The sequence below is a fragment of the Acidovorax sp. DW039 genome (assembly GCF_037101375.1).
Lineage (GTDB): Bacteria > Pseudomonadota > Gammaproteobacteria > Burkholderiales > Burkholderiaceae_C > Acidovorax.
This window is the reverse complement of the sequence record NZ_AP029019.1, coordinates 2,476,115-2,489,527: the sequence shown is the minus strand read 5'-3', so window position 1 is coordinate 2,489,527 and position 13,413 is coordinate 2,476,115. Positions and strand designations below refer to the sequence as shown.

The window sequence follows — 13,413 nt, the reverse complement described above, 5'->3', positions numbered from 1 at the left end:
TTCTACAGCAGCACGATGTCGTACTGCTCCTGCCCCATGGAGGTTTCGGCCTGCAAGGAGATGGGCTTCTTGATGAAATCCGATAGACCCGCCAAATGCTGGCTTTCTTCGTCCAGAAACAGCTCCACCACCCGTGGCGACGCCACCACGCGGAACTCGCGCGGGTTGAACTGCCGTGCTTCGCGCAAAATTTCACGCAGGATGTCGTAGCAGACGCTACGCGCAGTCTTCACACTGCCCTTGCCCTGGCACACCTCGCAGGGCTCACACAGCATGTGGGCCAGTGATTCGCGGGTGCGCTTGCGCGTCATCTCCACCAGGCCCAGTTGCGAGAACGTGCCAGACGACATGGTCTTGACCCGATCACGCGCAAGCTGCTTCTTGAACTCCGACAACACGGCCTGCTGGTGGTCTTCGCGGGCCATGTCGATAAAGTCCACGATGATGATGCCGCCCAGGTTGCGCAGGCGCAGCTGGCGCGCAATGGCCTGCGCGGCCTCCAGATTGGTCTTGAAAATGGTGTCGTCAAAATTGCGCGCACCCACGTAGCCACCGGTGTTTACGTCGATGGTCGTGAGGGCCTCAGTCTGGTCCACGATGAGGTAGCCGCCCGATTTCAGATCGACCCGGCGGCCCAAGGCCTTGGCCACCTCTTCGTCGATGGAGTACAGGTCAAAAATCGGCCGCTCGCCCTTGTAGTGCTGCAGCTTGGCAGTGGCGGCAGGCATGAACTCCTGCCCGAAGGCGCGCAGACGCTGGAACTGCTCCATTGAGTCCAGGCGAATGGTCTGGGTGTGGTCGCTGACCAGATCGCGCAGCACGCGCTGCAGCAGATCCAGGTCCTGGTGCAGCAATGAGCCCGCGGGTTGTTTCAGCGATGCCTCCTTGATGCGCGCCCAGGTTTTGCGCAGATAGGCAATGTCTTCGGCCAGCTCGGAGTCTGTCGCATCCTCTCCATTGGTGCGCAGGATGAAGCCGCCGCCACCGCCGGTGGATTTGTCTCCCACCAGCGTCTGCAAGCGTGCGCGCAGCGCATCGCGCTCGGCGGCCGGAATCTTTTGCGATACGCCCACATGGTCGTCCTGCGGCAAAAACACCAGCAGGCGACCGGCAATGCTGATCTGCGTGGACAGCCGCGCGCCCTTGGTGCCAATGGGGTCCTTGATGACCTGCACCATGAGCGACTGGCCCTCGAACACCTGCTTTTCGATGGGGACCTGCGGCTCGGTCTTGCGGGCAACTGCCGGTGGCTCGCCATCAGGCTGGCGATGCCACACATCGGCTACGTGCAAAAAGGCGGCACGCTCTAGGCCAATGTCGATGAACGCGGATTGCATACCCGGCAGCACCCGCGAAACCTTGCCCAGGTACACGTTGCCCACCAGCCCCCGCTCGAGCGTGCGTTCAATGTGCAGCTCCTGCACCGCGCCATGCTCTACCACCGCGACGCGGGTTTCCTGGGGAGACCAGTTGATCAGGATGTCTTGTTGTATGGAAGCTGGCATGGCATCAGGGCGAAAGGTGGATCAGCGCAGAAAGTTAGACAGCAAAACCCAGGCCACGCAGCAGCTGCGCGGTCTCGAACATGGGCAACCCCATGATGCCCGAATAACTGCCGCGCAGCATAGGGATGAACGCTGCCGCCCGCCCTTGCACGCCATAGGCGCCCGCCTTGCCCATGGGCTCTCCGGTCGCGACGTAGGCCTCAATCTGAGCGGAAGTCAGCACGGCAAAGCTCACTTCAGAGACAGAGAGCGCCTGCAAACGCTGTGCGCCTTGCTGCGGGCCTGCCTGCACCGCCACGGCCGTGAGCACGCGGTGCGTCTGCCCCGAAAGCTCAGCCAGCATCTGCCGGGCGTGATCCGCACTCTCGGGCTTGCCGTAGATGATGGAGCCTAATGCCACGGTGGTGTCAGAACACAGAATGGGCGCTGCAGGCAGACCGCGCCGGGCACAGCGCGCCACAGCAGCATCCAGCTTGAGGCCCGTGACGCGCGTCACATAGTCATCGGCGCTCTCGCCCGGCAACACGGCTTCAATGCCTTCGGCGTCCTCTTCAATGTCACCGGGCACGTTGGGCAGCAGCAGTTCGTGTCGCACACCCAGTTGCTCCAGCAGTTGGCGGCGGCGCGGGCTTTGGGAAGCAAGGTAGAGAAAATCAGGCATGGGCAGATTCTGAACGAAAACAGCCGCTAGCGCCTGAGGAATAAGCGCAGGCAGCTACAAAAAGAGAAGCATATTCACACAGAAGACCACTGCCGCAAGTGCAGGCCGTCAAACCCAGTGCCGGGGTTGAAGCAAGCAAGGCTGGCGAAGTCGCTGACGGGTTTACTCGCGGTGGTAAGGATGGCCTGCGTTGACCGACCAGGCCCGGTACAGCTGCTCAATCAGCAGCACCCGCACCATCGCATGCGGCAAGGTCAGATCAGACAGGCGAATGCGTTCATGCGCTGCCTGGCGAAAAGCGGGGTCCAGCCCATCCGGGCCACCAATGACCAGCGCCACATCATCGCCCCCCAACTGCCAGCCCTTGAGCCTGTCTGCCAGCGCTTTGGTGGTGAGGTTGGTGCCCCGCTCGTCCAGCGCCACCACGCGGGTTCCGCGCGGAATCGCGGCCTCAATGCGCTCGCGTTCAGCGGCGTACAAAGTCTCCAGCGTCTTGGAGCCACGGGGTTCGGTTTTGACGGCCTTCAACTCCACCTTGAGTTCTGGTGGAAAGCGCTTGGCGTAATCGTCGTACGCTGTTTGTGCCCAGTCGGGCACCCGCTGGCCCACCGCCACGATAAGCAGCTTCATGCTTCAACCTGGAATGAAAGCCGCCGTGCAGCCCGCCCGCACGGCAGGCCGCCACTGCGGCAGAAATCAACCCTTGCGGGCAGGAGCCTTTTTCACCGCAGGCTTGGATGCCGTTTTGGCGGGTGCCTTTGCAGGCGCTTTGGATACCGCCTTGGCAGGAGCCTTGGGGGCTGCAGCCTTTTTGGCTGCGGGCTTCTTGGCGGCAGAAGGCTTCACGACAACGGTCTTTACAGGAGCCTTTTTGGCGGCAGGTTTCTTGGCAGCGGTTGTTGCCGAGGTGCCTGCCGCTTTGACGGCGGTTTTTGCTGGTGTCTTGGCAGCAGCCTTCTTCGCGGCCGCGGGCTTGGCTGCAGATTTCTCGGCAGTCTTGGCCGCCGTCTTTGCTACAGCCTTGGCAGTGGCCTTGCCCGACTTGGCGGGTGCTGCTGTCTCTGCAGACTTCTTGGCTGCTGGCTTGGTCTTCTTTTCTGCGGCATCACCTGCAGCTTTGACAGGCTTGGCGGCACCGAGCTTGAGACGCACTGGCACTTCACCCCACAGCTCTTCCAGGCGGTAGTACTGGCGGATGGCGGGTTGCATGATGTGCGCAACGGCAGCGCCGCAGTCCACGATGATCCACTCGCCGTTGTCTTCGCCTTCAATCCGTGGCTTGGCAAAACCGGCTTCACGCACGGAATCACGCACGCTGGCCGCAATCGCCTTGGTCTGACGGTTGGAAGTGCCTGTGGCCACGATCACGCGCTCAAACAAGGGCGACAGATGCTCGGTGTTGAACACCTGAATGTCTTGCGCCTTCACATCCTCCAGGCCGTCAACGATGGCTCGCTGGAGCTTGGTCACGTCTTTTTTTGCAGCGGTTTCCGATTTGGTGGAGGTGGTCATCAGGCAGTGAAGTAGAAAGGAATGGAATCAATATAACGCGCAACGCAGCGCACAGCCAGAGGGGCTACGCCGTGGATGTTGCGCATTGGCGCAAAGGCGGGATGGCTTGACGAACCTGTTCAAAAAGGCCCCTGCGCCCTTGAATGAAGCGCTGCCAGCTACTGAAATTATAGCTTTGGGGCTGAGAATGCCCTTGCGCAGCGCTTCTTGGAACGGTTTTCACATGTGGCAACAGCCTGCTGGTCCATTGCTGCAGGCTGGTTCGATGGGCTCAAAGCCAGTCGCGGCGGACCAGGAAGTCCTGCATCAAACGGGCCTCTGGAGACCCGGCCTCGGCACCACGCTGGTACGACCAGGCCACCAGGGGCGGCATGGACAGCAAGATGGATTCGGTGCGACCACCCGACTGAAGACCGAAGTGTGTTCCCCGGTCCCACACCAGGTTGAACTCCACATAGCGTCCCCGCCGATACAGCTGGAACTCCCGTTCACGCTCGCCAAAAGGCGTATCCACGCGCCGCTGGACTATGGGCAGATAGGCCGTCAGGAAGGCGTCTCCTAACGACTGCGTCATCGCCAGGCTTTGTTCAAAGCCGAGTTCGGAGAAATCATCAAAGAACACGCCCCCCACGCCACGCTGCTCGTTGCGGTGCTTGAGGTAGAAGTACTCGTCACACCACTGCTTGAAGCGCGGGTACTTGTCCTCGCCAAAGGGCGCCAGGGCATTGCTGCAGGTGCGGTGGAAATGCACCGCGTCTTCTTCAAAGCCATAGTAAGGCGTAAGGTCCATACCGCCGCCAAACCAGCAGGTCGGCACCTGCCCCGGATGCCCGGCCGCGATCATGCGCACGTTCATGTGCACCGTGGGCACATAGGGGTTGCGCGGGTGGAACACCAGCGACACGCCCATGGCCTCAAACGGCGCTCCCGCCAGCTCAGGCCGGTGCTGCGTGGCCGAAGGGGGTAGCTGAGGGCCGCGCACATGGCTGAACCCACACCCTGCCCGCTCGAACACGCGGCCACCTTCCAGAATCTTGGTGATGCCATCGCCCTGCAGCGGCTCGCCCGCAGGCTTGGACCAGGCATCGGCCAGAAAGCGGGCACCGCCCTCGCCTTCCACCCCCTCCAGGGCGGAGGTGATGCGTGCCTGCAAATCCAGCAGGTAGCCGCGCACACGGGTCGTCACTTCATGAGTGGGGTGAAAGTCCTGCATCAAGCCACCATCAGCTCTTGATGGCGCGGTAGCCAATGTCTGTACGGTACTGCGCGCCGTCAAACTGAATGTTGCGCGCCACCTCGTACACTTTCTGCTGAGCCTGCTTCACGCTGTCTGCCAAGGCTGTCACGCACAGCACCCGGCCGCCCGATACCTGCAGCTCATCCCCTTGGAGGGTGGTGCCTGCGTGGAACACCACGGCATGGTCCAGCGCGGTATCCGCTTCGTTGAACAACGGCACACCGGTGATGACGTCGCCCTTGCGGGGATTTTCAGGGTAGCCGTGCGCAGCCATCACCACACCCAGCGCAGTGCGGCGGTCCCACTGCAGCTCAATCTGGTCCAGCTTGCCATCCACAGCAGCGCCGAGGACGTCCACCAGATCGCTCTTGAGGCGCATCATGATGGGCTGGGTTTCTGGGTCGCCCATGCGGCAGTTGAACTCCAGCGTCTTGGGCTGCCCCTTGGCGTCAATCATCAGGCCTGCGTAGAGGAAGCCGGTGTAAGGGATGCCGTCCTTTTCCATGCCACGCACCGTGGGCAGGATGATCTCGCGCATGGCCCGTGCATGCACATCGGCCGTCACCACCGGTGCGGGGGAATACGCCCCCATGCCGCCCGTGTTGGGGCCTTGGTCACCGTCTTTCAGGCGCTTGTGGTCCTGGCTCGTCGCCAGCGCCAGCACATTCTTGCCATCGCACAGGACGATGAAGGAGGCTTCCTCACCTTCAAGGAACTCTTCAATCACCACACGCGCACCACCATCGTTGTGTTGCACGCCGTATTTGTTGTCCACCAGCATGAAGTCCACGGCGTCGTGCGCTTCCTGCAAAGTCATGGCCACGACCACGCCCTTGCCTGCCGCCAAGCCGTCTGCCTTGATGACAATGGGCGCGCCAAGGCGATCCACAAACTCATGGGCAGCCGCTGGATCAGTGAAGGTGTCGTAGTCTGCCGTGGGAATGCCATGGCGGCGCATGAAGGCCTTGGAGAAGGCCTTGGAGCTTTCCAGTTGGGCTGCTGCCTTGGTCGGGCCAAAAATGCGCAGACCGTTGGCGCGGAACTCGTCCACCACACCGGCTGCCAGGGGGGCCTCAGGCCCGACCACGGTCAGGCTAATCTTCTCGTTCTGAGCCCACAGGCGCAGCTCACGCACATCAGTGATGGCGACGTTTTCGAGCTTGGGGTTCAAGGCTGTGCCACCGTTACCGGGTGCCACATACACCTTGGTCACCTTGGGCGACTGGCTCAGCTTCCAGGCCATTGCGTGTTCACGGCCGCCGCCACCAATCACAAGTACTTTCATAGGAACCTCTAGTGAACCTCTGCCGGGCACGGCACCGCAATGCAGAGGTTCTTAAAAAATCTTCGGGTGCTTTGGAGCGGAGTCGCTTACAGGGCAGCGTTGTGATAGACCTCTTGCGCGTCATCCAGGTCTTCCAGCACATCCAGCAGCTTTTGCATGCGCGCTGCATCTTCACCCGTCAGCTCGATGGTGTTTTCGGCACGCATCGTGACACCGGCTACCTCCGGCGTCAGGCCTGCAGCGTCCAGCGCATTCTTCACCGCTTCAAAATCAGCCGGGCTTGTCAGCACTTCCACCGCGCCATCGTCGTCGGTGATCACGTCGTCTGCACCAGCCTCCAGGGCCACTTCCATCACCTTGTCTTCGCTGGTGCCAGGGGCAAAAATCAGCTGGCCGCAGTGCTTGAACTGAAACACCACGGACCCCTCGGTGCCCATGCTGCCACCATGCTTGCTGAAAGCATGGCGTACCTCGGCAACCGTGCGCACGCGGTTATCGGTCATGGTGTCGATGATGATCGCCGCCCCGCCGATGCCATACCCCTCGTAGCGGATTTCCTCGTAGGTCAGCCCCTCCGCGTTGCCTGTGGCCTTGTCGATGTTGTACTTGATGCGGTCGGCAGGCATGTTGGCTGCCTTGGCCTTTTCCACGGCCAGCCGCAGGCGGGGGTTGGCAGACAGGTCGCCGCCACCGGCGCGGGCTGCCACAGTGATTTCACGAATGATGCGGGTCCAGATCTTGCCGCGTTTTTCATCCTGACGCCCCTTGCGGTGCTGGATATTCGCCCATTTACTGTGTCCTGCCACGAGAAGTCCTTTTGTATTGATTTAATCTAGCCCGCTGATTTTACTTTTTGCACAGAACCTGTCGGACATGCGACATCGCAAGCGACTCACGGCGAGCGACTTCCCCATCCGGCATGCCTTCTTGACTCGTACCCAAGGAAAACCGAAATGGCCGACCCCATGCTGATTGCCAAGCACGCCAAGACCGAATGCCACCTGCTGCCGAGCCTGGCCAACCGACACGGGCTCATCACCGGAGCTACGGGCACCGGCAAGACAGTGACGCTGCAAACACTGGCAGAAAACTTCTCGCGCATCGGTGTGCCTGTGTTCATGGCCGATGTGAAGGGCGACCTCACCGGCGCAAGCCAGCCCGGCAAAGTGGGCGACAAACTCGCTGCCGTGCTCAAGGAGCGAGGGCTCGATCTGCCAACACCGCAGGCCTGCCCGACCACCCTGTGGGACGTGTTTGGCGAGCAAGGCCATCCTGTGCGGGCGACCATCTCCGACATGGGCCCACTGCTGCTGGGGCGCATGCTCAACCTGAACGAAACCCAACTGGGCGTGCTCAACCTGGTGTTCAAGATTGCCGACGACAACGGCCTGCTGTTGCTGGATCTCAAAGACCTGCGGGCCATGCTGCAGTACGTGGGCGACAACGCCAAGGAGTTCACTACCGAATACGGCAACATCAGCTCGGCCAGCGTAGGTGCCATTCAGCGCGGGCTGCTGCAAATTGAGCAGCAAGGTGGCGACAAGTTCTTCGGCGAGCCCATGCTCAACATCCAGGACTTCATGCAGACCGTAGATGGCCATGGCGTCATCAACATCCTGGCAGCAGACAAGCTCATGAACTCGCCACGGCTGTACGCCACCTTTTTGCTGTGGATGCTGTCCGAGCTTTTCGAGCAGCTGCCTGAAATTGGTGACCCAGAGCAGCCCAAGCTCGTCTTTTTCTTTGATGAGGCCCATCTGCTGTTCAACGAGGCACCCAAGGTGCTGATCGAGCGGATTGAGCTGGTAGTGCGCCTGGTGCGCTCCAAGGGCGTGGGCGTGTATTTCGTTACGCAGAACCCGCTCGACATCCCCGACAGCGTGCTGGCCCAGCTGGGCAACCGTGTGCAACATGCGCTGCGCGCCTTCACCCCGCGCGACCAAAAGGCCGTGAAGGCCACGGCCACCACTATGCGGCAAAAGCCGGGTCTGGACATTGAAACTGCCATTACCGAGTTGGCGGTGGGTGAAGCACTCGTCAGCTTTCTGGACGCCAAGGGCCGCCCCTGCGAGACTGAGCGCGTTTTTGTGCTGCCTCCTGCCAGCCAGCTGGGCCCCATCACTCCGCAGCAACGCCAGGCGCTGATGGCGCAGTCACTGGTGGCTGGTGTGTATGAGAAAGCGGTAGACCGCGAGTCTGCTTATGAAATCCTCAAAGGTCGCACGGACACTGCGGCCACCACCACCGCTGGCAGTAACGGCAAGGGTGGCAGCCCCGCTGCAGCCAGCGGTGGCGGCGGGCTGCTTGGCGGCTTGAACGACGTGCTTTTTGGCTCCACAGGCCCACGAGGTGGACGCCGTGATGGGCTGGCCCAAACGATGGCCAAGTCTGCTGTGCGCACGATGGGAACCACGCTGGGCAAAGAAATTCTTCGGGGCGTGCTCGGCAGTATTTTTGGAGGAAGCGGCAAACGCCGCTGAACTCCAGCCAGGGTGCAAGCGCCGATGCAAGGGGCGGCGGCGCAAGATGCTCTTCTGACGGGGAGCATCACCCATTGTTTTGCCGGAAGCCAAAGACATTTATGACAGTCACCAAACCGTCATAAAAATGGCATTCAATGCCCTTACTACAACAACAAAAAGGAGGGACTATGACAAAAACCGAACACGCACTTCTACGCTGGGGGCACCTGCCCCTGAAGGCCACCATCGCCTTATGGCTTATCGCCATCGTTGGCATGTTGATCGGATGGTGGGCACCTCGCTGGACCTGGGTGTTCTACTTTGTGGCCAGTGTTATTGCCCTTGCCCTTGCACAGCAATGGGTGATGGCTGCCAGAGAACGCTACATCCGCGAGGCACCGCTGCCAAGGTTTCTACAGCGCAAACTGGTCTCTATCTACCCCCACCTGAGCCCGAAAGATTGCGAACTGGTGGAGCGCGGGCTGCGGCAGTTCTTTCTGGCCTGTCTGCGCAGTCGGCAGCAGTTTGTGGCCATGCCATCCCAGGCCGTAGACGCGCTCTGGCATGAGTTCATCCTCCACACGCAAGGCTACAAACACTGGTGCGCGCGGGCTCTGGGCTGCTTCCTTCACCACACTCCCGCTGAAGCCCTGGGTTCGCGCAGCAGACACAACGACGGGCTGCGCCGCGCCTGGTATTGGGCATGCAAGGAAGAATCGATTGACCCCAAAGCCCCCAGCCGCCTTCCGCTGCTGTTTGCGCTGGACGCCAAGTTTGCGATCCCCAATGGGTTTCACTACGTACCGGACTGCCGTTTGCTCGGATCCCACAACTCCCCGGGTACGGATGGAGGCTCCCCCTACTGCGGAACCGATTTTGCAGAAGGTGGTTACAGCGGAAGCTCAGGAGATTTCGGCGGCATGGACAGCTCTGGCGGTGGCGACGGGGGGAGCGATGGTGGTGGAGACGGCGGTGGCTGTGGGGGCGGATGCGGTGGAGGAGGCGGAGATTAAGTGCCGCTGATACAGCCCCCGTGGCGTCGTTACTCCGTCTTGTCGTACCGCTGGTACTGCCTGCAACGCAACGCCAAGCCAGGGCCGCTTCGCCGGGTCGTGTAAGCGGCTCCAAAGGCAACAGCACCCTGGATGGCTAACTCCCTGCGTTGCATTTGTCGTTCTCGAGATCGCACGCTTACTTCAAAATTTATAGCGCCTTGCGCTTTATTTTTAAGGCCTGCAGTCCACTTTGACTGTTAGTCACAGAAGTGACGCCGTGCACGACGAGGTCAACCTACAGTTTGTGCCCATGAACACCGACCTCACCTGCTTTACGCTGAGCACATCCGGGCATGTGGCTCATCTGGTTCTGAACCGGGCTGAAACGCTGAACACCATGCACCCGACCTTCTGGCGTGAGCTGGATACGGTTTTGGCTCACCTACACCAGACGGGTGAGGCCCGAGCTCTGGTCATCAGCAGCACGGGCAAGCACTTCAGTGCAGGTATGTCGCTGGAAACCTTCGGCGGTGCAATCACGATGGATGACCAAACCCCTGAGGGTCGCGCCGCCATCTTTGACCTGCTGACCGACATGCAGGCCACCTTTACCCGGCTGGAAAACCTCCGTATCCCGGTCATTGCCGCGATCCACGGTGGCTGTATTGGCGGTGCAGTCGATATGGTGACAGCGGCATGCATCCGCTATGCCACGTCCGATGCCTTCTTCTGCATACAGGAGATCAACATCGGCATGGTGGCCGACGTAGGCACGCTCCAGCGCTTGCCCAAGCTGATACCCCTGGGCGTGGTCAAGGAACTGGCCTACACCGGCCGACGCCTGTCGGCAGCCAAAGCGCTGGCCTATGGCTTGGTCAACGAAGTATTCGAAACCCAGGAAGCGATGCTGACAGCGGCTTTGCAGTGCGCACAGGAGATCGCGAGCAAACCGCCTGTGGCCATCTGGGGCACCAAACAGGCCGTCCACTACGCACGCGACCACTCGGTAGAGGACAGCCTGCGCCAGATGGGCTGGCTGCAAGGCGCCATCTGGAGCAACCAGCATGTGCGCGAGGCAGTGATTGCCATGAAGCAGAAGCGGGAGGGAGAATTCCCTGCACTATCCCCTCTTCAACGATTCAGCGAAGTTTCATCTCTCAACGGAGAGCGGGCGTAAGCGCATTTGCCAGCGGCGCTCAAGCTGGTGATGGAGAACGGCAGGCAAAGGTGACGCATCCCGTCTGGGATGAGTGCCACATCAGCACTGGGAGGACGCGAAAGCGCGCAAGACGTTGACCGCATTGAGCCCGAGCTCTTCTGCTGCGTAGCCACCTTCCAGCACAAAAACAGTGGGTAGCCCCAGCTCCGCCAGAGACGCTCCCAGACGCTCAAAATCAGAAGTCTGCAAGGCGAAGTGAGAGATGGGATCGCCCACAAAGGTATCCAATCCCAAGGAGACCACCAAGCCATCTGGCCGATATTCACGAATGCGCTCACATGCAGCGCCCAGTGCGCCAAACCACGCAGATACCGATGATCCTGCGCGCAGAGGAAGGTTGAGGTTGTAGCCAGCCCCCTCCCCCGCACCAGTCTCGTCCGCATGCCCCAGATAGAACGGGTACTCGGTCAATGGGTCGCCGTGGATGCTAACGAACAGCACATCCGATCGGTCATAGAAAATACTCTGTGTACCGTTGCCGTGGTGGTAGTCCACATCCAGTATGGCAACGCGCTTGGCTCCTTGATCCAGCAACGTCTGCGCAGCCACCGCCGCGTTGTTCAGGAAACAGTAGCCGCCCATGAAGTCGGGGCCAGCATGGTGACCCGGTGGGCGGGTACAGCAAAATGCCGCCGGTGCACCCCGTGCAACACGCATGGCAGCACTGGCAGAGGCATCAGCGCCTGCCTTGGCTGCTTGCCAGGTTCCCGTATCCAGAGGGGTCCCGTTGTCCATCGAGTACAGGCCCAGCTTGGCAACGAAGTTTTCAGGCTCCACATCACTGCGCAGGGTGCGCACTGGCCACACGGAAGGAAATGGCTGCGTCTGAGCGTTGTCCGCACTGAGCGCTACCCACTGCTGCCAAGCAGTAGAAAGAAAGCGGAGATAGCGTTCATCATGAACCTTGCCCAGCACACTACCGGCGTCCACTTCTGGTGGCAGCAGAACATACCCATGGGTCTGCAGAGCTTGCTCTACAAATGCCGCACGTGCAGGCTTTTCAAAGCAGTCGACGCGCTCACCACGAAAAAATTCGTGCTGCGGAGCATGCAGGTGGTGTTGAGGGTTGTGAAAGCAGATCATGAAGCGCCATCCCATGAGAATTCGATAGTGCGAAATGATCGCATGGTGGCATGTGCATGGAAGAGTCCTCCGGTCCAAGGCGGATGAAATGACTGCTCAGCGATCAGTCATCTCATGGTGCCGCAGCCAAAACAAAAAGCGCCCTGCATTGCTGCAAGGCGCTTTGAAATTTGGTGGGTGATACATGGATCGAACATGTGACCCCTGCCGTGTGAAGGCAGTGCTCTACCGCTGAGCTAATCACCCTGAATGAGCCATCCTCAGATTTGGACGACCATCAGACTACAAATGGTGGGTGATACATGGATCGAACATGTGACCCCTGCCGTGTGAAGGCAGTGCTCTACCGCTGAGCTAATCACCCGTTTGCGTCAAGCCTTAGATTATGGCACAAATTAAGCGGCTGGCTGGAATTTTCTCCAAATTGTTTTGCCTCCGCTCGATTTGTCGATCTGCACCATCACCTCTTCATGGGCGGCCAGCTCCTGGTCATTGGCTGCGAGTACCTGCAGTGTGAAACGGCTCAAATCCACTGCCGCCACAACCACCCCATCCGAACTCTCAGAGGTGTCATCCACCATGAGCAAGGCATCCTGGCCCCGCGTCAGGTTGATGTAGACATCTGCCAGCAGCTCTGCATCCAGCAACGCACCGTGCAGGGTCCGGCCAGAGTTGTCGACACCCAGGCGATCACACAGCGCGTCCAGCGAGTTGCGCTTGCCGGGATACATCTCCTTGGCCATGGCCAAGGTATCGGTCACGCTGCTGACATACGACTTGAATGGCTTCAGACCTGCCAGCTCAAGTTCCTTGTTCAGAAACCCTACGTCAAAAGCTGCGTTGTGGATGATGATTTCAGCGCCCTGGATGTATTCCAGAATCTGGGGCAGGACATCCTCAAATTTCGGCTTGTCCTTCAGGAATTCATTCGTGATGCCGTGAACCTTGAGCGCGTCTTCATGGCTGTCACGCCCTGGATTGAAGTACATGTGCAGGTTGTTGCCGGTTAGCTTCCGGTTCAACAGCTCCACACAACCCAGTTCAATGATGCGGTCACCGCCTTCGGCAGAAAGACCCGTGGTTTCCGTATCCAGAACAATCTGACGGGACATCAGTGGTTTTCCTTGGCGTGGTTGATGGTGTATTTCGGGATCTCAATCACAAGGTCCTTCTGTGCCAGGATGGCCTGGCAAGAAAGGCGGGACTGTGGTTCCAGACCCCAGGCACGGTCCAGGAGATCTTCCTCCTCTTCCTCTGCGGCATTGAGCGAGGCCAGCCCTTCGCGCACGATCACATGGCAAGTGGTGCAAGCGCAGCTCATGTCACAGGCGTGCTCGATGTTGATCTGGTTTTCCAGCAAGGCCTCGCATACCGAAGTGCCTGCGGCGGCGGTGATCTGTGCGCCCTCAGGGCAGTATTCTGGGTGGGGCAGGATTTTGATGACGGGCATGGCG

Annotated in this window: 13 protein-coding genes and 2 tRNA genes; 3 read left to right on the top strand and 12 right to left on the bottom strand. The window is 60.2% G+C overall.

Going from position 1 to position 13,413, the window contains the following annotated elements:
• Positions 1-2 precede the first annotated feature (2 nt).
• The 7 genes from rng to AACH87_RS11015 all read right to left on the bottom strand — a co-directional run bounded on the left by rng (position 3) and on the right by AACH87_RS11015 (position 7,006).
• The gene (gene rng / locus AACH87_RS11045) at positions 3-1,493 is read right to left on the bottom strand and encodes a ribonuclease G (protein WP_338798929.1); all 1,491 of its coding nucleotides are present in this window, start codon (positions 1,491-1,493) and stop codon (positions 3-5) included.
• Between the two features lie 46 nt (positions 1,494-1,539).
• Complete coding sequence (locus AACH87_RS11040) at positions 1,540-2,166, bottom strand: Maf family protein (RefSeq protein ID WP_338794472.1); 627 nt, start codon at positions 2,164-2,166, stop codon at positions 1,540-1,542.
• Positions 2,167-2,328: 162 nt separating this feature from the next.
• Positions 2,329-2,796, bottom strand: a complete 468-nt coding sequence (gene rlmH / locus AACH87_RS11035; RefSeq protein ID WP_066690244.1) for a 23S rRNA (pseudouridine(1915)-N(3))-methyltransferase RlmH — start codon at positions 2,794-2,796, stop codon at positions 2,329-2,331.
• Between the two features lie 66 nt (positions 2,797-2,862).
• On the bottom strand, positions 2,863-3,678 hold the full coding sequence (rsfS, locus tag AACH87_RS11030) for a ribosome silencing factor (RefSeq protein WP_338794470.1): 816 nt from the start codon (positions 3,676-3,678) through the stop codon (positions 2,863-2,865).
• A gap of 271 nt (positions 3,679-3,949) precedes the next feature.
• Positions 3,950-4,891 (bottom strand): oxygen-dependent coproporphyrinogen oxidase, encoded by a 942-nt coding sequence (gene hemF / locus AACH87_RS11025; protein ID WP_338794469.1) that lies wholly within the window; start codon positions 4,889-4,891, stop codon positions 3,950-3,952.
• Positions 4,892-4,901: 10 nt separating this feature from the next.
• Positions 4,902-6,200, bottom strand: a complete 1,299-nt coding sequence (purD, locus tag AACH87_RS11020; protein WP_338794468.1) for a phosphoribosylamine--glycine ligase — start codon at positions 6,198-6,200, stop codon at positions 4,902-4,904.
• Between the two features lie 86 nt (positions 6,201-6,286).
• A complete protein-coding gene (locus AACH87_RS11015; RefSeq protein WP_338794467.1) occupies positions 6,287-7,006 on the bottom strand; it encodes a YebC/PmpR family DNA-binding transcriptional regulator in 720 nt (239 codons plus the stop codon).
• Positions 7,007-7,153: 147 nt separating this feature from the next.
• Between AACH87_RS11015 and AACH87_RS11010 the strand changes: the two genes are divergently transcribed.
• The 3 genes from AACH87_RS11010 (at position 7,154) to AACH87_RS11000 (ending at position 10,834) form a co-directional block, all read left to right on the top strand.
• Positions 7,154-8,680: a helicase HerA-like domain-containing protein gene (locus AACH87_RS11010; protein ID WP_338794466.1), complete on the top strand. Its 1,527-nt coding sequence runs from the start codon at positions 7,154-7,156 to the stop codon at positions 8,678-8,680.
• 170 nt (positions 8,681-8,850) lie between these two features.
• On the top strand, positions 8,851-9,675 hold the full coding sequence (locus AACH87_RS11005; protein WP_338794465.1) for a hypothetical protein: 825 nt from the start codon (positions 8,851-8,853) through the stop codon (positions 9,673-9,675).
• Between the two features lie 292 nt (positions 9,676-9,967).
• Positions 9,968-10,834: an enoyl-CoA hydratase-related protein gene (locus AACH87_RS11000; protein WP_338794464.1), complete on the top strand. Its 867-nt coding sequence runs from the start codon at positions 9,968-9,970 to the stop codon at positions 10,832-10,834.
• Between the two features lie 81 nt (positions 10,835-10,915).
• On the opposite strand, the gene AACH87_RS10995 is transcribed toward AACH87_RS11000, so the two are convergent.
• The 5 genes from AACH87_RS10995 to fdx all read right to left on the bottom strand — a co-directional run bounded on the left by AACH87_RS10995 (position 10,916) and on the right by fdx (position 13,409).
• Positions 10,916-11,959: a histone deacetylase family protein gene (locus AACH87_RS10995; protein ID WP_338798928.1), complete on the bottom strand. Its 1,044-nt coding sequence runs from the start codon at positions 11,957-11,959 to the stop codon at positions 10,916-10,918.
• A gap of 171 nt (positions 11,960-12,130) precedes the next feature.
• Positions 12,131-12,205 (bottom strand) — tRNA-Val (locus tag AACH87_RS10990).
• A gap of 43 nt (positions 12,206-12,248) precedes the next feature.
• Positions 12,249-12,323, bottom strand: a tRNA-Val gene (locus tag AACH87_RS10985).
• Positions 12,324-12,354: 31 nt separating this feature from the next.
• The gene (gene dnaQ / locus AACH87_RS10980) at positions 12,355-13,071 is read right to left on the bottom strand and encodes a DNA polymerase III subunit epsilon (RefSeq protein WP_338794463.1); all 717 of its coding nucleotides are present in this window, start codon (positions 13,069-13,071) and stop codon (positions 12,355-12,357) included.
• Positions 13,071-13,409 (bottom strand): ISC system 2Fe-2S type ferredoxin, encoded by a 339-nt coding sequence (gene fdx, locus AACH87_RS10975; RefSeq protein ID WP_338794462.1) that lies wholly within the window; start codon positions 13,407-13,409, stop codon positions 13,071-13,073. The genes dnaQ and fdx overlap by 1 nt, the downstream gene beginning before the upstream one ends.
• Positions 13,410-13,413 lie beyond the last annotated feature (4 nt).

Bases quoted from the DNA above. Each gene is read 5' to 3' on its own strand.
- dnaQ (WP_338794463.1), bottom strand. From the start codon at position 13,071: ATGTCCCGTCAGATTGTTCTGGATACGGAAACCACGGGTCTTTCTGCC.
- rsfS (WP_338794470.1), bottom strand. From the start codon at position 3,678: ATGACCACCTCCACCAAATCGGAAACCGCTGCAAAAAAAGACGTGACC.
- AACH87_RS10995 (WP_338798928.1), bottom strand. From the start codon at position 11,959: ATGATCTGCTTTCACAACCCTCAACACCACCTGCATGCTCCGCAGCAC.
- AACH87_RS11010 (WP_338794466.1), top strand. From the start codon at position 7,154: ATGGCCGACCCCATGCTGATTGCCAAGCACGCCAAGACCGAATGCCAC.
- hemF (WP_338794469.1), bottom strand. From the start codon at position 4,891: ATGCAGGACTTTCACCCCACTCATGAAGTGACGACCCGTGTGCGCGGC.
- AACH87_RS11000 (WP_338794464.1), top strand. From the start codon at position 9,968: ATGAACACCGACCTCACCTGCTTTACGCTGAGCACATCCGGGCATGTG.
- AACH87_RS11005 (WP_338794465.1), top strand. From the start codon at position 8,851: ATGACAAAAACCGAACACGCACTTCTACGCTGGGGGCACCTGCCCCTG.
- fdx (WP_338794462.1), bottom strand. From the start codon at position 13,409: ATGCCCGTCATCAAAATCCTGCCCCACCCAGAATACTGCCCTGAGGGC.
- AACH87_RS11040 (WP_338794472.1), bottom strand. From the start codon at position 2,166: ATGCCTGATTTTCTCTACCTTGCTTCCCAAAGCCCGCGCCGCCGCCAA.
- rlmH (WP_066690244.1), bottom strand. From the start codon at position 2,796: ATGAAGCTGCTTATCGTGGCGGTGGGCCAGCGGGTGCCCGACTGGGCA.
- purD (WP_338794468.1), bottom strand. From the start codon at position 6,200: ATGAAAGTACTTGTGATTGGTGGCGGCGGCCGTGAACACGCAATGGCC.